Below are 21,732 nucleotides of genomic sequence, written 5' to 3'. Positions count from 1 at the left end.
AGTTAGTAACCAACACCATATTCTTCTGTACGCACAATGTCGTCTTCTTCAAGATAATTACCCGTGCGCACTTCAATAAGGTGTAAGTCGACCTTGCCAGGATTTTCAATTTTATGAGGTGAACCAATCGCGACATACGTCGATTCGTTTTCACTCAATAAATAAGACTTTTCACCGTTAAGCACTTTTGCAGTACCTTGAACCACAACCCAGTGCTCTGAACGGTGATAATGCATTTGTGTAGCGGTAGATTCACCTGGTTTTACAATCAGGTGCTTAACGTGAAAGCGTTCGCCGTCAGCAATCTCGTCGTGAGAGCCCCATGGACGATAGACCTCACGATGCTGCTGACATTCTTTGCGACTCTGTACTTTTAGCTCATTGACGATAGATTTTACATCTTGCACTTTATCTTTGTGCGCCACTAACACTGCATCTTTGGTTTCGACAACAATTAAGTCATTAACCCCAACAGTTGTAACTAGCTTATTTTGGGAATAAACAAAGCTATTCTGCGTACCTTGAGTTAGCACATCACCATGAGCGACATTTCCATTAGCGTCTTTATCTGCGACTTCCCATAGCGTACTGAAAGAGCCTACATCACTCCACTGCGCATCTAGTGTAACCACAGCCGCATCTTGGGTTTTTTCCATAACTGCATAGTCAATAGAATCATCGGGGCAGGCTTTAAACGCATCTTCATCCAGACGGATGAAATCTAGATCTGTGGTACTACCCGCAAAGGCTTTCTCGCATGCTTGAAAAATATCGGGTCGATATAACTTCAACTCTTCCAGATACCGAGACGCTCTAAACAAGAACATACCACTGTTCCAAAGGTACTCACTGGAACTGACATACTCACGTGCGGTCGCTAAATCTGGTTTCTCGACAAAGCGCTCTACCTCAAAGCTAGACTCACCTAACATGCGACCTTGTTTAATGTAACCGTAGCCAGTCTCTGGTCCTGTTGGTACGATACCAAAAGTCACCAACTTGCCTTGTTCTGCTTGGACTTTTGCTTTTTCAACAACACTTGCAAACTCGGCTTGGTTCTTGATTACGTGGTCGGCCGCCAATACAAGAAGCAAAGGGTCATCCCCTTCTTTAATACCCTGAAGCGCCGCAAGCGTTATAGCAGGCGCAGTATTGCGTCCAACAGGTTCCAAGACAATCCCACTATGAGAAAGGTTTTGCTTACGCAGCTGCTCAGCAACAATAAATCGGTGCTCTTCATTACAAATCAGAAACGGAGATTTATGTTCGATCCCATTTAAACGGGCAATAGTGTCTTGAAGCATTGTATTATCACTGGTTAAGCTAATAAATTGCTTAGGGTAATGAGTTCTAGATAGCGGCCATAAACGACTACCCGAGCCGCCAGCCATAATGACAGGTAAAATCATAATAAAACCTAACTTATATATTGATTATTAATCTTAAAGCCCGAACGAGAGTCAAGTTCAGTTATTCATCCACGGAAAATTCATGAACATCCCCGTCAATAAAGGCTCGCCAGAACCTTCAAAAGGTACTCAGAATCCATCGCACACATCGCTCTTTTGTGTTTAATACTCGCTTTCAAAGTCGTTTCACTCTTCAGCATGTTCAAACACATCTGCCTGATCCTTGCAAAATTTTCTGCGCTCTCGTCTGCGCGTTTTTCGGCTACCATCTTCACCAAATGTTGTATCTAAGGACCAATGCATCGACTCGACCAACCAATGTGAACGCGTTGCATTTAACAATTCCTTAGCACTTAAATCCTTCGAACTAATGTAGTATCTCACCGTGATTTCTGACTCTTTCGCAACCGCTTCTTCCTGCCTCACAGTCACAACAATACCCATCGTTTTTAACTCAGGCCAATCAAACTCCAAGTCTCCTAGAACACTTAACTCCTTGTTCGTTAGAGCCAATCTGGTTTCTTGTCTGCCACGCGATTTTTCCTGTGTGCTGTATGAATCACCATCGTGTTTTTGCAGCATGCTCATGTCGAAGTAATTATCGAATGCTTGCTCCAAACGACCTTGGTTGCCTTTTACAGCCAGCAAGTAATCAGCGTTTTTGTTTAGAATTGTTTGAGCAATCTTTTTCTGACATCCCATAGCATCTATCGTCACCAAACAGCCCGATATATCAAGCAGTTCTAGTAACTCTGGGATAGCGGTGATCTCGTTGGACTTTTCGTAGACTTTTTGTTGTCCGAGACTAACTCCATTTTCTGTCGCAAAAGCGTTCACCATATGAATTGCACCGAGCCCACGAGAATCATCATAAGAGCCCCTAACGGTTTTACCATCGATGGCAATCACTTCACCTTTGGTTAATTCACAGCAATCTTTCATCCACTCAATGAAGCATTTTTGCAGTCGAGTCGCATTAATCATTCCCATCGCTCTGGCTATCGTCGATGTTGAAGGCACGCCATGGCTAAAATCACCAAGTCGCTTCAAGAAATCCAACTTAGCTTCACCGTAAAGGCCACGGAAAATTCATGAACATCCCCGTCAATAAAGGCTCGCCAGAACCTTCAAAAGGTACTCAGAATCCATCGCACACATCGCTCTTTTGTGTTTAATACTCGCTTTCAAAGTCGTTTCACTCTTCAGCATGTTCAAACACATCTGCCTGATCCTTGCAAAATTTTCTGCGCTCTCGTCTGCGCGTTTTCGGCTACCATCTTCACCAAATGTTGTATCTAAGGACCAATGCATCGACTCGACCAACCAATGTGAACGCGTTGCATTTAACAATTCCTTAGCACTTAAATCCTTCGAACTAATGTAGTATCTCACCGTGATTTCTGACTCTTTCGCAACCGCTTCTTCCTGCCTCACAGTCACAACAATACCCATCGTTTTTAACTCAGGCCAATCAAACTCCAAGTCTCCTAGAACACTTAACTCCTTGTTCGTTAGAGCCAATCTGGTTTCTTGTCTGCCACGCGATTTTTCCTGTGTGCTGTATGAATCACCATCGTGTTTTTGCAGCATGCTCATGTCGAAGTAATTATCGAATGCTTGCTCCAAACGACCTTGGTTGCCTTTTACAGCCAGCAAGTAATCAGCGTTTTTGTTTAGAATTGTTTGAGCAATCTTTTTCTGACATCCCATAGCATCTATCGTCACCAAACAGCCCGATATATCAAGCAGTTCTAGTAACTCTGGGATAGCGGTGATCTCGTTGGACTTTTCGTAGACTTTTTGTTGTCCGAGACTAACTCCATTTTCTGTCGCAAAAGCGTTCACCATATGAATTGCACCGAGCCCACGAGAATCATCATAAGAGCCCCTAACGGTTTTACCATCGATGGCAATCACTTCACCTTTGGTTAATTCACAGCAATCTTTCATCCACTCAATGAAGCATTTTTGCAGTCGAGTCGCATTAATCATTCCCATCGCTCTGGCTATCGTCGATGTTGAAGGCACGCCATGGCTAAAATCACCAAGTCGCTTCAAGAAATCCAACTTAGCTTCACCGTAAAGGCTAATCGCTTTCCAATCGTCTTGGCCAGAAAGCACAGCACAAATTGTTAACAGAATGATATCAGTTAACTTGTGTTCGACTTTGCCTTGTTGTCGGTAATCTGGAATAACATCGAAATGCATAAATGGGTGCTTCTTGCTCATTAATGGACCTCCAAATTGTCTATGGAGGTATTAGAAAACACTGGAAATGATCTACAAATCGATCATCAGGCGATTGACGGTTATGTGATAACGCTAACTAATGAAGTTCAAAAAGTGAGAACTCAATAAGCTACAGACCCTTTAAACATGGGCATGTTCATGAATTTTCCCTGCCGTAAAGGCTAATCGCTTTCCAATCGTCTTGGCCAGAAAGCACAGCACAAATTGTTAACAGAATGATATCAGTTAACTTGTGTTCGACTTTGCCTTGTTGTCGGTAATCTGGAATAACATCGAAATGCATAAATGGGTGCTTCTTGCTCATTAATGGACCTCCAAATTGTCTATGGAGGTATTAGAAAACACTGGAAATGATCTACAAATCGATCATCAGGCGATTGACGGTTATGTGATAACGCTAACTAATGAAGTTCAAAAAGTGAGAACTCAATAAGCTACAGACCCTTTAAACATGGGCATGTTCATGAATTTTCCCTGGTTATTCATCAGCTCAACTTAAACGTCACCCTAGGATTTCACAGAGACTGAACCAACCTTATTACAATCAATCTAAGTTAAAGTGCTAACAAAAACCTTCACAAAAAATAATCCTTGGTATTCTGATGAACTAAACTAGATTGCAGTAACGCCTCGACATTCCACCATCGATAGTCTCCATGCTGTTCTTTCGGCAAATTAGAAGTCTCAATATCCAAAACCAACTCATACCCCAAGACTACATAGTGTGTGGAAAAGCTAGGGCCAGAAAAGTTGTCCTCATAATGATGCTCGTAAGGACCTAGAAACTTTGCCTCTCTCAACGAGAGTTCTTTGCCAAGCTCTAGATTAGTGAGACGTTCAAAAGCTTGCTCAAACGTTTCATCTTTAAAAATGCGACCTCCGGGTACAAACCAATACCCCTGAGCAGGTCTATTGTTTCGCTCACCAAGTAAGACTTGCCCCCTCATGTTCTTAACTACTAAGTCAATAGATACCAAAGGTGTGAATTCGGTCACAGTCTTAAAAGTATCAATATCTAATTGAGTCATTGTAAATCCAAGTCAATATGTTGAGGATAATGAAACCTAATAAAATCACTCATTTCTGAGAAGATTTGTAATTCACGTAAATATCTATTAAACCGGCCAATATCCAGTTGCTATGAGAGAAGTCACTGAACAACGCGAAACACGGTCATTCCACGAAGGCCGGAATCTAACTAACCACGAATATTATGTTGATTCTCTAAAAACCACTGATAAGTCTTAGCCAGTCCATCTTCCAGACCGACTTGATAGTTCCAACCAAGGCTAGTTAACCGAGAGACATTCATCAACTTACGAGGAGTTCCATCTGGCTTGGTGGTATCAAACACAATATCACCCTCAAAACCCACGACCTTCGCCATGGTTTCCGCCATCTCACGGATCGTGCAATCCACACCGGTCCCTACATTAATGTGGGACGACATCGGCTCTGTGTTCGCCTGATAAGTTTCATAATCCAACTCCATAACGTGGACAGAAGCCGCAGCCATATCATCGACATACAGGAATTCGCGCATTGGTTTGCCCGTCCCCCACACCACAACTTCTTTATCACCATTTAGTTTGGCTTCATGGAACCGGCGCATTATTGCTGGGATAACATGAGAGTTCGCAAGGTGAAAGTTGTCATTCAAACCATACAGGTTAGTTGGCATCACCGAACGATAGTTACGACCATACTGACGGTTATACGATTCACATAACTTAATGCCAGCGATTTTTGCAATCGCATATGGCTCATTAGTTTCTTCTAAAACACCGGTTAACAGTGCGTTTTCCGTCATTGGTTGCTCAGCGAACTTTGGATAGATACAGGAAGATCCAAGAAACAGAAGATTTTGTACATCATTCGTGTGTGCGGCGTGGATGATATTGCCTTCGATCATCAAGTTCTGATAAATGAACTCCGCCGGGAAGGTATTGTTGGCAAAGATCCCCCCAACTTTCGCAGCTGCAAGGTATACTTCGTCAATACTCTGCTCAGCGAAGAATGCATTTACTGCCGCTTGGTCGGTCAAATCGAGCTCTGATGAAGTACGAACAATCAACTTAACGTCATTGCGCAGTTCAAGTTGTCTAACAATCGCCGAACCGACCATCCCGCGATGGCCTGCTACAAACACTCTTTTTTTATCTAATAACGACATTTTGATTAGCTCTCTACCGAAATAGACACGTCGAAACCGTTTGCTTTCAGCAGGGCGTGTTGTTTCGCTCTGTTCACATCAGCTTGAACCATTTCAGCACACATTTCTTCTACTGTAATCTCAGGTATCCAGCCTAGCCTTTCTTTGGCTTTAGTTGGGTCGCCAAGTAGCGTTTCCACTTCAGCAGGACGGAAGAATTTAGGATTTACCTTAACAATCACATCACCCACAGACACAGATGGTGCTTTGGTTGAGTCAACAGCTGCTACCGTTCCAATTTCGTCGACACCTTCACCACTAAATTCAAGCTCAATACCCGCCTCTTGCGCTGACATTCGAACAAATTCACGCACAGAGATTTGCTTACCAGTCGCAATCACAAAGTCATCCGCGACGTCTTGTTGAAGCATCATCCACTGCATACGTACATAGTCTTTAGCGTGACCCCAATCGCGCAGTGCATCCATGTTACCGAGGTGCAAGCAACACTCTAGTCCTTGAGAAATGTTCGCAATAGTACGAGTAATTTTGCGAGTTACAAACGTTTCACCACGACGAGGAGACTCGTGATTAAATAATATGCCATTACACGCATAAATGCCGTAAGACTCGCGATAGTTAACGGTAATCCAATACGCATACATCTTAGCCACAGCGTAAGGGGAGCGCGGATAGAAAGGTGTCGTCTCACGCTGCGGAATTTCACGAACCTCGCCATAAAGCTCAGAAGTTGACGCTTGATAAAAGCGAGTCTTTTCTTCTAAACCATTGATACGTATCGCTTCGAGAAGACGGATGGTGCCCATTGCATCAACATCGGCCGCATACTCCGGTGATTCAAACGAAACCGCAACATGAGACATCGCACCTAAGTTATAGATTTCATCTGGTTGAATCTCTTTGACCAAACGAATTAGATTTGAAGAGTCAGTCAAATCACCATAGTGAAGTTTGATCTTGTCACTGTTTTCCATCGCGTTGTCGATACGCTCAGTATTAAAAGAAGACGCTCGGCGGATCAAACCATGCACTTCATACCCCTTACTGACAAGAAGCTCAGCAAGATATGAACCATCTTGACCTGTAATTCCCGTAATGAATGCTTTTTTCACAAATTACCTCTTATAATTCTCAAATATTTTTATAAAGTTGTCTTCAAATTTATCGTATGTAAAATGCTGCATGTACCTCTCTCTACAATACACGCCGGACTTATTATCAAAAAACTTACCTTTGAATAGCATTAAACCATCCCAAAGCGCATCATGCCTTTCTAATACAACGCCACTGCGGTTGTCAATAATCTCAGAGATAGCGCCTATATTGTTAGAAATAACGGGGACACCAAAAGACAAACTTTCTAGAAGCGTCAAAGGATAAGCGTCCTCTCTAGTTGGATAAATTAGACCATGGCACGTCTTAAAAAGTAGAGACTTATCTTCTCCACTAACAAACCCATGATAAAAAACTAATTCCTCCAAACTATGTTCCGCTACAAATTCATAGAAGTATTTCTCACTTTCATCGGAGTCCCATTCCCCAGCGAAGTTAAACTTTACATCCAAACCTTCAGCGGCACACTCTCTAGCTAAGAGTAAAACCTCTTTAAACCCTTTTGCTTCACTCATGTGTGCCAAGTATAAAATATTGAGACGTTGACTTTCAGCATCATATTTATTTTTGAAGTAGACTTTGTCAACTTCACCTACAAAGTAATCCGGCACCGCGTTGGGAAGATACTTAATATCTTTATATTTTGACAAAACCTTGACATCACTCTTCAAAGTTGGACTCAAAAGAATAATACTGACATGATTTACAAAAAACTCACCCAACAATCTCTTAAATGTGCTGCTACAGAATTTTGAAACTCCCCTTGTGTGATAATGATAATATACATCAATATCAAAAAACTTGTTATACAGTTTCCATGTCAAAGACAAGAGCACATCTCTATAGAATGCAACCCCTGAGGTCGATGCTGTAAAATAAATAATCGAAGGACGAAAAAAAAGTAGAGCCTTAGCGACCTGGAAAAAAAGTATCAAAAAGTAATAAACTTTCCTCAGGTTAAAGCCACCTATATCTGCTATGTCTTTTGAGGACCTTATAGTCAAATATTGTGTATCTAAAGCAGTATTAATCTTTTCACTACTAGAGATAAAGTCACCAACTTTTGCTGCACCATGAGTTGGTGGAGAACGATGCAAAATGCATAAAATTCTATTATTTTTCATATAAAACCGGTACTAAATTGAATGCCAAAAAACAAAACACAAGCATTTCGCTAGTTGAAAGAATCATATTCCAAGGCGTACTTTTCCAACATGCTTTGATGTGAAAACTTTATTTTCATTATATTTGCTGTATTTTGTAATTGCGGCTCAAACACTACATCTTCATTAACGAAGTTTACAATTATATTTTTCAATGAATCGGATGATTCCAAATCAAAAACTAAAGGCCATTTTGAATCAAAGACCTCTATTAGTCCAGGCGCTGGCGGAAGAATAACAGGCAACTTACTCAAGAATGATTCAATAGCTACTAAACCTAATCCTTCAAATCGTGAGGGCATTACAAGAGCGTCGAAGTGTGGAAAAAGCAAACTAACGTCATTGACTGGTGGATTAACTATAATCGGGAAATTGGCAGAATTTTTAATTAACAAATCTTCGAGCTCACCATGACCATAAAAATGAAACTCCACCTTATTCAGGGTACTATCTTCCAATTTACTTATAGCATCAACTAAAATATCGAGTCCTTTTTGAAAGGTAAACCTCCCTATAAATAAAAAACGAAGAGGAGATTGTACTTTTCGCCTCTTTCGTTTGTCCCGGGCTATATTAAATGGTTTTTCATCCACACCGTTATAGATTAAATTTTGAAACTTTGACTGTCTATTCCCAGTCAAAACCCTCAGATTAATATAAGCTTCCCTCGCTCCCTCGGAAACAAATATCACTCGATCACTGTCAAATGAAGATTCTACTAATTTAGCGATTCTCCCATGAGTTGGCCAGAGCTTTACATTGTGTATAGTTCTAATGATATGAGGAGGTGAACCGCCAAAAAGCTTAAATAGCCGCAAACTAATAGAAAGTACAAAATCAGGGAAGTCAGTGTGGCTATGTACAATGCATCGTTTACTCTTTCTTCTGAGAAAAATATAAAACTTAACAGCAGAAAGCAACAGAAAGAAATAGGCTAACGGTCCCTTTGTTTCTTTAAAGCCCAGACATACCGTATTGACCCCCGATTGTTGAAGGTCTTTGAGCAGTCCATTCTTGTATCTATCATGCGGAGAATCGAAGATACCCACGACCGTACTATCTGGTTTAGATTTTGCCAATGAAAACGCTACTTTTTCGGCGCCACCTAACCTAAATCCAGTCACCAAATGGATAATAGCCATGGACTAAGTTGACCTTTTTACTTTTATGATACGAAGCGTTCTAAACGCCACTACTACAGACATATTAAAGATAAGGCTAAATAGCCGCTGTCCAAAATTTAGTCCTGCATTTCTTCTTACCAACCAACCCTCTTTCGCATGTTCAAACATAGACATATTTCCACTCAGTCCATCGAGCCGATAGTAAACCAAAGGCTTTTTGATATGAGAAAATTTGAATTTTCCATTTTGTATCAATCTATAGACAAACTCATAATCCGATAACGCTTTGAGGTTGGTATTGTATTTGAAACTTCTATAGACATTGGAGGCTACAAACATAGACGGATGACTATAAGTCATACCGTAATACTTAAACTTGAATAGAGAACTATCAAATTTCTTCACCTTTAAAGTGGAGTCAGGATAGACATCAAATCGATCTGAATGTATAACATCTAGCGAACTACCAGATTCTACATATTTATTCACAACCATCTCAATGGCCTCCTCAGAATACCAGTCATCACTATTAATCATCCCTATAATATCGCCATTGCAGATAGCAATACCTTTATTCATCGCGTCATAAATACCTTCATCAGGTTCACTAATCAATAGATCAATTTCATTTTCATAACTAGCAATTAACTCCAAAGTTTTATCGGTAGAGCCTCCATCTACAATAATATATTCAATATTTGGATATGTTTGATTTAGGACGCTATTAATAGTCTTCTCTATATACTTTTCGCCATTGTACACAACAGTTACAATAGAAACTAATGGAAGTTTTTCAGTCATGCATTAACCTTTTAACTTAATGACTCTTATTAACCCAAGATAGAACTCTAAACTAGCTCTTTATAGAGACAAATATACTTATCTGCAATTAATCTCGGTGAGAATTTTTGTTTAATACTTTCGATCGACTTTTGTTCTATGTTGCCTGGCCTTTGCTTTATTAAGTACCTAATTCCATTCGCTAAGTCATTTATATCATTATAGGTCGCCAAGTATCCGTTTACTTTGTGATCTATAATATCAACTGGACCAGTATTGTTAAATGCGACAACTGGGGTTCCACAACTCATCGACTCGGCAACCGTTTTTCCAAAAGCTTCAAAAATACTTGGGGCAACGAACACATCTGCTGAGCTATATAGTTTACTCAAGATTAAGTCGTCTTCTATAAAGCCTATTTGATTTATGTGGAAAGGTAACTGTTCTATGTCCCTATTATACTTCCCAAAAGATACCACTTGAAAAGGCATATCATTCTGGTTTATCAAAAGTTCTATCGCTCGAGTGAAAAGACTGAAACCTTTATAGTAGTCTTTGATGTTATTGGCACCGATCAAAACTATCGGCAAATCAGAGTCAAAGCCAAAGTATTCTTTACTTTCTTTTTTAGACTGAGGTGAAAACTTATTGGAATCGACGGTATTAAATATAGTTCTGACCTTCACACCTTGCATTATTGATGACTGTGCTACTTGATCACTTACCCAATTACTTATTCCAACTGGATGAATATCCAATCGGCTAAATGTTCGATTTTTTAAAGTAGATAGATAGTTAGTTACATCTTTAGGATTCTTACTATTAAGCTGTGGACAACTGCCACAGCCACGTTTGAAATTTTCACAACCGAGAGAATAATGGCATCCGCCAGTCAAAGGCCACATATCTCTAATGGACCAAACAATTGGCTTATTAAACTTACCTAACGTAGATATATTTAAATACCCACCATTTATCCAGTGTAAATGGATAATGTCTGCATCTCTAACTGCTTGGCTAAGGTTTAATGCACAACCAAATAAGCCTGCACTAAAATGGGTCCCTTCCTGTTTATCATAACACTCAAATATAAAGGTATCCGCTCTAGACTTGAGCGTAAGTGACACTTTTTTAAAAAATTCGTTTTTAAAAAAGCCCTCAATAGTTTCATATTTGGTGCCATCTATATGGGGTAAAAGTATTTTTGAATCTACACCACTATCGATTAGCGCCTCATGCAACCATAAAGCGCCTCTTGCAGCTCCACTATTCAGCTCACCGCTTACTATATGCAGTACTTTCATTGTTCGTTCCTATTGGATCTGACATGCTCAAATAGAACACCACAACTTAACCAAAACACTATATTTTGAGGTGAATATGTTGGTGTCAAAGAAATACTCCATAGAATAACATGCAATGATATAAATATTACATACCCCTCTTGAAACTTAGTGGTCTTGATCAGAGGCAAAATAAAGAGCAAAGTAGAGACAATCAAAAGAACTCCACCTTTAAGAACCATTTGAAGATAGCCGACTTCCGATATCAGTCTATTGGGTGAATCACCAAACCCCCCGGCATCTTGCACCAACTGAAAGTACGGACTAAAATAAGTTCCCAATACACCCCTTCCATATATAATCTCTTTCCAACTAAGGTCGCTAAATAACTCAGTAAATAGGAATGTTCTTGTATCAGTTGTAATCTCTCCGCCTTCAGCCTTAATCATAATAAAAAGAAAGTATCCACACGCAGAAATTACTATAATTGTAATGAAACTTAAATATGAATATGCTAGCTTCCCTGCTTTGTATGAAGCGACAGTATGCTTATAGAAAAGCCTAAACAACACTGCCATAACTATAAATATAATCCAAACTCTTCCACCCATCATAAGTGCAGACACAAATAAAGTGGCTAAAACAAGAGAAATTTTCAGCCAGTCGAAGATGGTTTTATTATAGTTATTAAACCAGGGTAATATAATGGTACTGCATATTAAATAATACCAATAGTAACCAACACTAGGATATATCAATAATTGAAGATAAAAAACAATCGTTGTTATAAAACAGAGATTTAATACAATCTTATTTAGATCTACCGTATAAGCCACCCTAATTCCGACAGGTACTAATAATACACATAACCACGATAATGCAGCCTCTTTATGTCCTATAAGAGTTATCCAATCTTGTGTGTTTAAACTAAAACTTCGCACTATCATTAATGAGATAATCGTCAGGAGTAAAAGGTAACACCAACTCTCTCTGAAAATCCTATTTAATTCAAACGAAGACTTTATAAACAAGCGTAAAAAAAACATCAAACTCAGAAAAATAAATAGTGTCGCCAACAACTTTAATAATGACAATCCATCCGGGGCATAGGATGTAAGTATATAAATATATATACTATTAAGAAACAACATTATATATAATTGTGAATGTAATCTTATTTTCAACTTCCGGTTCCTAGCAAAGAACTTCTCAAAGATCTTATTTTATTATAAGTAACTGGAAAAAATATCCTCATAAAAAACCGTCTTCTTTCTCTATTGAATTTGAGGGAATCCTCATATAAGTGTAACTTTCGTTTAAACTGAACCTTTTTAAATATAGAAAACTCGATTTTTATTCCTGCATTAAATAAGTCAGATATGTATTTCTTTAGTACTAAATTTTCTTTTAGCTCTGAATAAAGAAGATCTGCTACTGAATAGTAGCCCTCAGCATGTTTCATGCTAGGTTTTTGTGTAGTAATCGAATCTGGTCTAATTCTTCTATTGAAATGTTTATCTTTAGAAACATAACAAGTTTTATTCTCAGCCAGTATTTTTGTTGTGTAATAGTTATCTTCATACAATACTCCATCAGGAAAGTTAATATGTTCGAAACTCTCCTTTTTGGTTACATAACAACATGCTGATACAATATGCTTGTTCTTTGACAAAGCAATATCAAGAAGTTTTAAACCTGTATACTTACCTTCATTGATATCCCTTTCATAATCGAACCCCCCCCTTGAGAAAGTTACGTCTCCATCAATAAAAGACATCGCGTCAAATAACACGATATCTATATTTCCATCTGTCCTAAGTATATCATATACTGAAGACAACATGTTACTGTCAATTATGTCATCTGAGTCAAGAAAGTACAAATACTCACCAGAAGCCAATTTCTTTCCAACATTTCGAGCAGCTGATAGCCCCTTATTATCTTGGTCTACAACCCGTATATTCTTGAATGAATTGCTATATTTTTCTATTATACTTAGAGTACTATCTGTAGAACCATCATTGACAATTATTATTTCAAAATTTGTATATGTTTGCGCCAAAACTGAATCTAAACACTCTGATATATAATTCTCAACATTGAAAGCTGGTACGATGATACTAAATTTTCGCTTCATAGATTCACTCTTAGGACATAGAATAGGATAATTGACAATTGTAATATTAAAGGGTATTTGATCGAATTGATCAATTCAATTAGAGAAGAAGACAATATGTTTCTTGCGAGCACATAATAACATTGAAAAAAGCTCACTATAAATGAAAAAAGTATACACCATGCCAGCGAAACTAATGAACCTAATGAAACGCCTATAGTAATTGCGGATACATTTAGTAATGCAGAAAAAATTCCACACATCAATAATAGGTCGACTCTGCTTTTTGCTTGGAAAAAGCCTCCACTAGAACTCATTACGATTTGAAAAGGAATAGTCAAAGATAGGACTTTCAAAACTGGAGCAACTGAAATCCATGTATCTCCTAGTATAATTTCAACGATAAAATCTGAGAACACATGGACTAACGCACCGATAAGTATGCCCAAAGTGAACATTCTTTTAAAAAATATATTATGCACTCCGCTGAATTCTTCTGGCGAATTCTTTAGCTTAACTAATACTGGTTGAATCGCAGGGTTCATAGCAAAAGTTAAAAGTAATAACGGATACTGCATCAACTTATAAGCCCGATCGTATAATCCCAACTCACTAGGTTGCATATACTTGCCTACAAGGATGTTATCCAAGTTTCTTGAGAAGTAGTTAATTATATTGAATGCAAATTGATACATCGAAAACGAGAGTAACTTCTTTGATGGCGCAATAGTGTTACTAAATCGTGCAATGCCAGTTTCGGTACGAGAAGAATAGCAAACTAAAAATACGAACTTGAATAATGTAACAATAGCTAACTTCCAACCGAGTGACATTTCTGCTGAGAAGTTATTCATAAAGTAAATTAGTGATAACAATGACAGTATTTCAGCAAAAACTTCGCATTTCGCAATAGCAATGAATTTTTTCTCTTTCTGAAGCGCTGCAATTGATACTATCGAACAAGTCGAAAATACTATACTTATAGCTATTGGAATTACGAGTTGGTCGTAAATAGGATTGTTATAGAACTTAGAAATTAATGGTCCAGCCAAATAAAAGGAAAAGGATAGTATTAATCCAATGATTAGTGTTAATGTAAAAACGGCATCTCGAAGTTTTTGGGATATCACCTTCTCATTTATTAATGCTGGCACAAGCCCCATTTCGCTCAACAACATAAAAAAAGTTGCAAATACTTGGATAGCAGCAAAGAACCCAAATGCATCTGGACTAAATAGTCTCGCCATCAACATCATCGAAATTAACTGCACTACATATACAGAGTATTTTCCGATTACACTAATTTTCATCGAACTCATTAGTTCTTTATACGCCGACATTCTGAACTGCTCTCTTACAATTGGATTCTGTCTGTTGCTAAGTGGTTACTACACTGAAAAATCATGAACATCCCCGTCAATAAAGGCTCGCCAGAACCTTCAAAAGGTACTCAGAATCCATCGCACACATCGCTCTTTTGTGTTTAATACTCGCTTTCAAAGTCGTTTCACTCTTCAGCATGTTTAAACACATCTGTCTGATCCTTGCAAAGTTCTCTGCACTCTCTTCCGCTCGTTTTCGGCAAGCATCTTCACCAAATGTCATGTCGAGGGACCAATGCATCGACTCGACCAACCAATGTGAACGCGTTGCATTTAACAATTCTTTAGCGTTTAAATTCTTCGAGCTAATGTAGTATCTCACCGTGATTTCTGACTCTTTCGCCACGGCTTCTTCTTGTCTCACAGAAACAACAATACCCATTGTTTTTAGCTCGGGCCAATCAAACTCTAAATCACCTAAAACACTCAAATCTGTGTTAGTTAAAGCCAACCTGGTTTCTTGTCTGCCACGTGATTTTTCCTGCGTGCTATAAGAATCACCATCGTGTTTTTGTAGCATGCTCATATCGAAATAATTATCGAATGCTTGCTCTAAACGACCTTGATTACCTTTCACCGCCAATAAGTAATCTGCGTTTTTGTTTAGCACTTTTTGAGCAATTTTCTTTTGGCATCCCATCGCGTCAATAGTCACTAAACAGCCCGATATATCAAGCAGTTCGAGCAACTCTGGGATAGCAGTGATCTCATTGCTTTTTTCGTAAACTTTATGTTGTCCGAGACTAACACCATTTTCTGTCGCAAAGGCGTTCACCATATGAATGGCACCAAGGCCACGAGAGTCATCATAAGAGCCCTTGACGGTTTTACCATCAATGGCAATCACTTCACCTTTAGTGAGCTCACAGCAATCTTTCATCCATTCAATGAAGCATTTTTGCAATCGAGTCGCATTAATCATTCCCATCGCTCTGGCTATCGTCGATGTCGAAGGCACGCCATGGCTAAAATCGCCAAATCGCTTCAAGAAATCCAACTTAGCTTCACCGTAAAGGCTAATCGCTTTCCAGTCGTCTTGGCCAGAAAGCACAGCACAAATTGTTAACAGAATGATATCAGTTAACTTGTGCTCGACTTTGCCTTGTTGGCGATAATCTGGAATGACATCGAAATGCATAAATGGGTGCTGATTACTCATCGTTGAACCTCCAATTTGACTATGGAGGTATTAAAAAACACTGAAAATGATCTACAAATCGATCATCAGACAATTGATTGTTATGTGATAACGCTAACTAGTGAGGTTCGAAAATTGAGAACTCACTACGCCACGAACCCTTTAAACATAGGCATGTACGTGAATTTTCCCTGGCCTTGTTGGCGATAATCTGGAATGACATCGAAATGCATAAATGGGTGCTGATTACTCATCGTTGAACCTCCAATTTGTCTATGGAGGTATTAAAAAACACTGAAAATGATCTACAAATCGATCATCAGACAATTGATTGTTATGTGATAACGCTAACTAGTGAGGTTCGAAAATTGAGAACTCACTATGCCACGAACCCTTTAAACATAGGCATGTACGTGAATTTTCCCTGGGTATAAAGCCGACTTCCGACAGTAGACTTTGAGGGGCCTACACGGAAAATTCATGAACATCCCCGTCAATAAAGGCTCGCCAGAACCTTCAAAAGGTACTCAGAATCCATCGCACACATCGCTCTTTTGTGTTTAATACTCGCTTTCAAAGTCGTTTCACTCTTCAGCATGTTCAAACACATCTGCCTGATCCTTGCAAAATTTTCTGCGCTCTCGTCTGCGCGTTTTCGGCTACCATCTTCACCAAATGTTGTATCTAAGGACCAATGCATCGACTCGACCAACCAATGTGAACGCGTTGCATTTAACAATTCCTTAGCACTTAAATCCTTCGAACTAATGTAGTATCTCACCGTGATTTCTGACTCTTTCGCAACCGCTTCTTCCTGCCTCACAGTCACAACAATACCCATCGTTTTTAACTCAGGCCAATCAAACTCCAAGTCTCCTAGAACACTTAACTCCTTGTTCGTTAGAGCCAATCTGGTTTCTTGTCTGCCACGCGATTTTTCCTGTGTGCTGTATGAATCACCATCGTGTTTTTGCAGCATGCTCATGTCGAAGTAATTATCGAATGCTTGCTCCAAACGACCTTGGTTGCCTTTTACAGCCAGCAAGTAATCAGCGTTTTTGTTTAGAATTGTTTGAGCAATCTTTTTCTGACATCCCATAGCATCTATCGTCACCAAACAGCCCGATATATCAAGCAGTTCTAGTAACTCTGGGATAGCGGTGATCTCGTTGGACTTTTCGTAGACTTTTTGTTGTCCGAGACTAACTCCACTTTCTGTCGCAAAAGCGTTCACCATATGAATTGCACCGAGCCCACGAGAATCATCATAAGAGCCCCTAACGGTTTTACCATCGATGGCAATCACTTCACCTTTGGTTAATTCACAGCAATCTTTCATCCACTCAATGAAGCATTTTTGCAGTCGAGTCGCATTAATCATTCCCATCGCTCTGGCTATCGTCGATGTTGAAGGCACGCCATGGCTAAAATCACCAAGTCGCTTCAAGAAATCCAACTTAGCTTCACCGTAAAGGCTAATCGCTTTCCAATCGTCTTGGCCAGAAAGCACAGCACAAATTGTTAACAGAATGATATCAGTTAACTTGTGTTCGACTTTGCCTTGTTGTCGGTAATCTGGAATAACATCGAAATGCATAAATGGGTGCTTCTTGCTCATTAATGGACCTCCAAATTGTCTATGGAGGTATTAGAAAACACTGGAAATGATCTACAAATCGATCATCAGGCGATTGACGGTTATGTGATAACGCTAACTAATGAAGTTCAAAAAGTGAGAACTCAATAAGCTACAGACCCTTTAAACATGGGCATGTTCATGAATTTTCCCTGGAGGGGCCTACCTTCATCTCTTCTTAAGCTTACGCTTAGATGGTTAACCTTAAGTTAACCTCTGTGCTCCACGACACACTCATGATTTTTCCCTGGTCTGTTCACTCTTGGTCGAATGATCAGATCGGGGAACGAGCAATTAGTTCACGGAAAATTCATGAACATCCCCGTCAATAAAGGCTCGCCAGAACCTTCAAAAGGTACTCAGAATCCATCGCACACATCGCTCTTTTGTGTTTAATACTCGCTTTCAAAGTCGTTTCACTCTTCAGCATGTTCAAACACATCTGCCTGATCCTTGCAAAATTTTCTGCGCTCTCGTCTGCGCGTTTTCGGCTACCATCTTCACCAAATGTTGTATCTAAGGACCAATGCATCGACTCGACCAACCAATGTGAACGCGTTGCATTTAACAATTCCTTAGCACTTAAATCCTTCGAACTAATGTAGTATCTCACCGTGATTTCTGACTCTTTCGCAACCGCTTCTTCCTGCCTCACAGTCACAACAATACCCATCGTTTTTAACTCAGGCCAATCAAACTCCAAGTCTCCTAGAACACTTAACTCCTTGTTCGTTAGAGCCAATCTGGTTTCTTGTCTGCCACGCGATTTTTCCTGTGTGCTGTATGAATCACCATCGTGTTTTTGCAGCATGCTCATGTCGAAGTAATTATCGAATGCTTGCTCCAAACGACCTTGGTTGCCTTTTACAGCCAGCAAGTAATCAGCGTTTTTGTTTAGAATTGTTTGAGCAATCTTTTTCTGACATCCCATAGCATCTATCGTCACCAAACAGCCCGATATATCAAGCAGTTCTAGTAACTCTGGGATAGCGGTGATCTCGTTGGACTTTTCGTAGACTTTTTGTTGTCCGAGACTAACTCCACTTTCTGTCGCAAAAGCGTTCACCATATGAATTGCACCGAGCCCACGAGAATCATCATAAGAGCCCCTAACGGTTTTACCATCGATGGCAATCACTTCACCTTTGGTTAATTCACAGCAATCTTTCATCCACTCAATGAAGCATTTTTGCAGTCGAGTCGCATTAATCATTCCCATCGCTCTGGCTATCGTCGATGTTGAAGGCACGCCATGGCTAAAATCACCAAGTCGCTTCAAGAAATCCAACTTAGCTTCACCGTAAAGGCTAATCGCTTTCCAATCGTCTTGGCCAGAAAGCACAGCACAAATTGTTAACAGAATGATATCAGTTAACTTGTGTTCGACTTTGCCTTGTTGTCGGTAATCTGGAATAACATCGAAATGCATAAATGGGTGCTTCTTGCTCATTAATGGACCTCCAAATTGTCTATGGAGGTATTAGAAAACACTGGAAATGATCTACAAATCGATCATCAGGCGATTGACGGTTATGTGATAACGCTAACTAATGAAGTTCAAAAAGTGAGAACTCAATAAGCTACAGACCCTTTAAACATGGGCATGTTCATGAATTTTCCCTGGCAATTAGTTCCTCTTCATCCTCAATTTCTTATCCAGAACTCAGGTCAACTAGTGACCTTTTAAAATTGAGAATTCAACACGCCACAATCTCTTTAAACATGGGCATGTACATGAATTTTTCTGCGGCGATGACACAAAAATGCCTCAGACAGTTTCATGCACTGAGACACTTTTCATTCATTTTGAGACAGTCAATTTCGCCTATCTCATTGTAATTATTTGTTTTTGTAACTTTTTTCTAAACCGCCCCAATAGGTCTAGATTTTCACTAGACCTGGAGCTTTCGTTGCATACTCGCTTCATCAAGCACAGCAGTTGACATACTCACCGACACTTACTTCTTATCGTTCGTGTAAGCATAATTATAATAACCATAGCCATATGAACTCGAAGCTTTCTTCTCTATCGCATTAAAGATCACGCCTTTAACCTCAATACCAGATTGCTCAAATCTACCCTGGGCAACTTCTATCTCTTTAATCGTGTTTTGACCAAAGCGTGCAACCATCAGGGTCGTACCTGCTAATGCGCCCACAATGCTTGGGTCGGTTACTGCCAGCACAGGAGGTGTATCTAGGATAACCAGGTCGTAGTTTTCAGATGCCCACTCGGTAAACTCTTTAAATCTTGGATGCATTAGAAGCTCAGATGGGTTTGGTGGGACTTGACCGCGAGTTATTACATCTAGGTTATCAATGACTGTAGATTTAATTGCCTGTCCAGTATTGATTTTTCCGCTCAACATCTCAGACAGACCATCATCCCACTTAAGATCAAAGTGCTTCTGCAAATAGCCTTTACGCATATCCGCATCGACAAGCAATACTTTTTGACCTGTTTTCGCCGCTACAGCGGCAAAGTTAGAAGAAACAAAAGATTTGCCAATACCCGGCGCAGGGCCCGATATCATTAGGATATTATTTTTCGCTTCCATCATGGCAAAGTGCAAGCTGGTACGAAGACCACGCAGCGATTCAATGGACAGATCAGCTGGGTTAGATTCTGCTAAAAGTTTTTGCTTCCCTTTATTGCGCTTCGACAATTGTTCCAGCTGCAACTGCATGTCTGATTTAGGAACACTTGCATACACAGGTAAGCCAATCGCTTCAATCTCATCTGGAGACTCGACACCTTTGTGAAAGGCCGCTCTCACCAAAACGAACGCTACACTCAGCATACCGCCCAGCAGTGTTGCTAGCACAACGATCAGTGGTTTCTTCGGTTTAACTGCACGTGTATAAGACTGCGCTGAATCAACAATGCGTACGTTACCAACAGTACCCGCTTTCATAATATTCAGTTCTTGGACTTTATTTAAAAGCTGAACATAAATTTGTTGGTTTACCTCAACATCACGCGTCATACGCAATACTTCGCGCTGTGTTTTTGGCAGTTTCTGGATCTGCTGATTCAAACGCTGCTTTTCTTTAAGCAAAGTTTCACGCTTTTCAAGCAGAGAACGATAAGCAGGGTGGTCAGGCGTAAAACGTTGACTTACTTCACTCTCTTTGAAGGTGAGTTCATTGAGTTGCGCTTCAAGTTCTACCATCACCTTTAGCGTTGATTGAGCCTCTAAGCCTAAATCTACTGATTCATTTTCTTGACGATATTGGTTTAACGTGTCTTCTGCCGCTGTGAGACTGGTTTTAATGTCTGGTAGATGGCCTTTAAGAAAATCGAGGCTTTTTTCCGCTTCTGCGGATTGGCGCGCTACATTTTGTAGGAAGTAATTTTGACTGATGTCGTTGAGAACTCGCTCTAGCGTAATTTTACGCTCACCCTCTAGGGAGAGTTGTAATATACCAGTTTGCTTGCCGCGCTCAGAAATCGAAAGCGCTTGCTGCAGAGCATTTATGGCATCGATGCGAGCAACCTTACCGAGTGAGTATGTTTGTTCTTTTTTACCCGATAGCTCAGTAACAAACAATTTATAGCCGTTTCCTTCCGCAAGTACTCCTACACTACCCAACAGCAGAACATTGCCTTCCGCATCATAAAGCTCATAATTTTGATTGTTGTCGTCCAACTGTTTCAATGTGAGCGATTGATCTTTCAAATAATGCCAACGCTCAGGCACCTCTAATCGACCAACATCAATAAACGCTTGCTCACCCGTAATTCTTGCCAAACCTTTTCCGATAATAGGAAGATATTCTGGCGCTGCTATCGTTGTTAAATTCAGCTTATCGACCGTTTGTCCCAGCACCATACGTGAGTTAATCAGCTCGATCTCTGTTGTCGCCGAGGATTCTTGAGCAAACATATCACCAAGACCTTCACTTAAAAGCGACGACATACCACCACTTTTTTGCTCGACTTGTATTAGTGCATCGGCTTTATAGATGGGGGTGGCTAAAAGTGCATACGCAACACCGAAGCAGGCGAAGAAGAAAGTTGTGAATAAGATGACCCATTTGGCGTCTAGGAGGATGCCGAAAAGTTTGCCTAGGTCGATTTCGTCGGACGGGGACGAATTAGTTTGTTGTGGTGTTGTCATGATGAAAGTAATAGTTCCGGGTTAAGCAATAGTTTTAGGTCCTT

General features: G+C 39.9%; 16 protein-coding genes and 2 pseudogenes. All 18 read right to left on the bottom strand.

What is annotated here, in order from left to right; genetic code table 11:
• Positions 1-2: 2 nt before the first annotated feature.
• The 18 genes and pseudogenes from AC6I8U_RS01045 to AC6I8U_RS00960 all read right to left on the bottom strand — a co-directional run bounded on the left by AC6I8U_RS01045 (position 3) and on the right by AC6I8U_RS00960 (position 21,688).
• The gene (locus tag AC6I8U_RS01045; protein ID WP_498017506.1) at positions 3-1,409 is read right to left on the bottom strand and encodes a mannose-1-phosphate guanylyltransferase/mannose-6-phosphate isomerase; all 1,407 of its coding nucleotides are present in this window, start codon (positions 1,407-1,409) and stop codon (positions 3-5) included.
• Positions 1,410-1,504: 95 nt separating this feature from the next.
• Positions 1,505-2,483: pseudogene (locus tag AC6I8U_RS01040) on the bottom strand (ISAs1 family transposase); the annotation flags it as partial.
• 30 nt (positions 2,484-2,513) lie between these two features.
• Complete coding sequence (locus AC6I8U_RS01035; protein ID WP_498017505.1) at positions 2,514-3,638, bottom strand: ISAs1 family transposase; 1,125 nt, start codon at positions 3,636-3,638, stop codon at positions 2,514-2,516.
• A gap of 169 nt (positions 3,639-3,807) precedes the next feature.
• Positions 3,808-3,963 (bottom strand): annotated as a pseudogene (locus AC6I8U_RS01030) (transposase family protein); the annotation flags it as partial.
• Between the two features lie 271 nt (positions 3,964-4,234).
• Positions 4,235-4,687, bottom strand: a complete 453-nt coding sequence (locus tag AC6I8U_RS01025; protein WP_498017504.1) for a GDP-mannose mannosyl hydrolase — start codon at positions 4,685-4,687, stop codon at positions 4,235-4,237.
• A gap of 170 nt (positions 4,688-4,857) precedes the next feature.
• Complete coding sequence (gene fcl, locus AC6I8U_RS01020; protein ID WP_498017503.1) at positions 4,858-5,832, bottom strand: GDP-L-fucose synthase; 975 nt, start codon at positions 5,830-5,832, stop codon at positions 4,858-4,860.
• 5 nt (positions 5,833-5,837) lie between these two features.
• A complete protein-coding gene (gene gmd / locus AC6I8U_RS01015) occupies positions 5,838-6,944 on the bottom strand; it encodes a GDP-mannose 4,6-dehydratase (RefSeq protein WP_498017502.1) in 1,107 nt (368 codons plus the stop codon).
• Between the two features lie 3 nt (positions 6,945-6,947).
• A complete protein-coding gene (locus tag AC6I8U_RS01010; protein ID WP_498017501.1) occupies positions 6,948-8,069 on the bottom strand; it encodes a glycosyltransferase family 4 protein in 1,122 nt (373 codons plus the stop codon).
• A 50-nt stretch (positions 8,070-8,119) separates the two neighbouring features.
• Complete coding sequence (locus AC6I8U_RS01005; RefSeq protein ID WP_498017500.1) at positions 8,120-9,250, bottom strand: glycosyltransferase family 4 protein; 1,131 nt, start codon at positions 9,248-9,250, stop codon at positions 8,120-8,122.
• A 3-nt stretch (positions 9,251-9,253) separates the two neighbouring features.
• Positions 9,254-10,033, bottom strand: coding sequence for a glycosyltransferase family 2 protein (locus AC6I8U_RS01000; protein ID WP_498017499.1), 780 nt, complete (start codon positions 10,031-10,033; stop codon positions 9,254-9,256).
• 47 nt (positions 10,034-10,080) lie between these two features.
• Positions 10,081-11,316, bottom strand: a complete 1,236-nt coding sequence (locus tag AC6I8U_RS00995) for a glycosyltransferase (protein ID WP_498017498.1) — start codon at positions 11,314-11,316, stop codon at positions 10,081-10,083.
• A complete protein-coding gene (locus AC6I8U_RS00990) occupies positions 11,313-12,131 on the bottom strand; it encodes a hypothetical protein (RefSeq protein ID WP_498017497.1) in 819 nt (272 codons plus the stop codon). The genes AC6I8U_RS00995 and AC6I8U_RS00990 overlap by 4 nt, the downstream gene beginning before the upstream one ends.
• 344 nt (positions 12,132-12,475) lie before the next feature.
• Positions 12,476-13,432, bottom strand: a complete 957-nt coding sequence (locus AC6I8U_RS00985) for a glycosyltransferase family 2 protein (protein WP_498017496.1) — start codon at positions 13,430-13,432, stop codon at positions 12,476-12,478.
• Positions 13,429-14,721, bottom strand: coding sequence for an oligosaccharide flippase family protein (locus AC6I8U_RS00980; protein ID WP_498017495.1), 1,293 nt, complete (start codon positions 14,719-14,721; stop codon positions 13,429-13,431). Before AC6I8U_RS00980 ends, AC6I8U_RS00985 begins: the two co-directional genes overlap by 4 nt.
• Positions 14,722-14,827: 106 nt before the next feature.
• Complete coding sequence (locus AC6I8U_RS00975) at positions 14,828-15,952, bottom strand: ISAs1 family transposase (protein ID WP_498017494.1); 1,125 nt, start codon at positions 15,950-15,952, stop codon at positions 14,828-14,830.
• Positions 15,953-16,424: 472 nt separating this feature from the next.
• Positions 16,425-17,549 (bottom strand): ISAs1 family transposase, encoded by a 1,125-nt coding sequence (locus AC6I8U_RS00970; protein ID WP_498017493.1) that lies wholly within the window; start codon positions 17,547-17,549, stop codon positions 16,425-16,427.
• Between the two features lie 343 nt (positions 17,550-17,892).
• Positions 17,893-19,017, bottom strand: coding sequence for an ISAs1 family transposase (locus AC6I8U_RS00965; RefSeq protein ID WP_498017493.1), 1,125 nt, complete (start codon positions 19,015-19,017; stop codon positions 17,893-17,895).
• Between the two features lie 508 nt (positions 19,018-19,525).
• Positions 19,526-21,688, bottom strand: coding sequence for a polysaccharide biosynthesis tyrosine autokinase (locus AC6I8U_RS00960; protein ID WP_498017492.1), 2,163 nt, complete (start codon positions 21,686-21,688; stop codon positions 19,526-19,528).
• Between the last annotated feature and the right edge of the window lie 44 nt (positions 21,689-21,732).

The organism is Vibrio sp. KUL80, from assembly GCF_059725495.1.
The sequence above is the reverse complement of the archived record's forward strand: the minus strand, read 5'-3'. Positions and strand labels throughout refer to the sequence as shown.

Excerpts from the sequence above, each read along its gene's own strand:
- AC6I8U_RS01005 (WP_498017500.1), bottom strand. The coding sequence starts at position 9,250 with ATGGCTATTATCCATTTGGTGACTGGATTTAGGTTAGGTGGCGCCGAA.
- AC6I8U_RS00985 (WP_498017496.1), bottom strand. The coding sequence starts at position 13,432 with ATGAAGCGAAAATTTAGTATCATCGTACCAGCTTTCAATGTTGAGAAT.
- fcl (WP_498017503.1), bottom strand. The coding sequence starts at position 5,832 with ATGTCGTTATTAGATAAAAAAAGAGTGTTTGTAGCAGGCCATCGCGGG.
- AC6I8U_RS00975 (WP_498017494.1), bottom strand. The coding sequence starts at position 15,952 with ATGAGTAATCAGCACCCATTTATGCATTTCGATGTCATTCCAGATTAT.
- AC6I8U_RS01000 (WP_498017499.1), bottom strand. The coding sequence starts at position 10,033 with ATGACTGAAAAACTTCCATTAGTTTCTATTGTAACTGTTGTGTACAAT.
- AC6I8U_RS00995 (WP_498017498.1), bottom strand. The coding sequence starts at position 11,316 with ATGAAAGTACTGCATATAGTAAGCGGTGAGCTGAATAGTGGAGCTGCA.
- AC6I8U_RS00965 (WP_498017493.1), bottom strand. The coding sequence starts at position 19,017 with ATGAGCAAGAAGCACCCATTTATGCATTTCGATGTTATTCCAGATTAC.
- AC6I8U_RS00980 (WP_498017495.1), bottom strand. The coding sequence starts at position 14,721 with ATGAAAATTAGTGTAATCGGAAAATACTCTGTATATGTAGTGCAGTTA.
- AC6I8U_RS01010 (WP_498017501.1), bottom strand. The coding sequence starts at position 8,069 with ATGAAAAATAATAGAATTTTATGCATTTTGCATCGTTCTCCACCAACT.
- AC6I8U_RS01045 (WP_498017506.1), bottom strand. The coding sequence starts at position 1,409 with ATGATTTTACCTGTCATTATGGCTGGCGGCTCGGGTAGTCGTTTATGG.
- AC6I8U_RS01025 (WP_498017504.1), bottom strand. The coding sequence starts at position 4,687 with ATGACTCAATTAGATATTGATACTTTTAAGACTGTGACCGAATTCACA.
- AC6I8U_RS01035 (WP_498017505.1), bottom strand. The coding sequence starts at position 3,638 with ATGAGCAAGAAGCACCCATTTATGCATTTCGATGTTATTCCAGATTAC.
- AC6I8U_RS00970 (WP_498017493.1), bottom strand. The coding sequence starts at position 17,549 with ATGAGCAAGAAGCACCCATTTATGCATTTCGATGTTATTCCAGATTAC.
- AC6I8U_RS00960 (WP_498017492.1), bottom strand. The coding sequence starts at position 21,688 with ATGACAACACCACAACAAACTAATTCGTCCCCGTCCGACGAAATCGAC.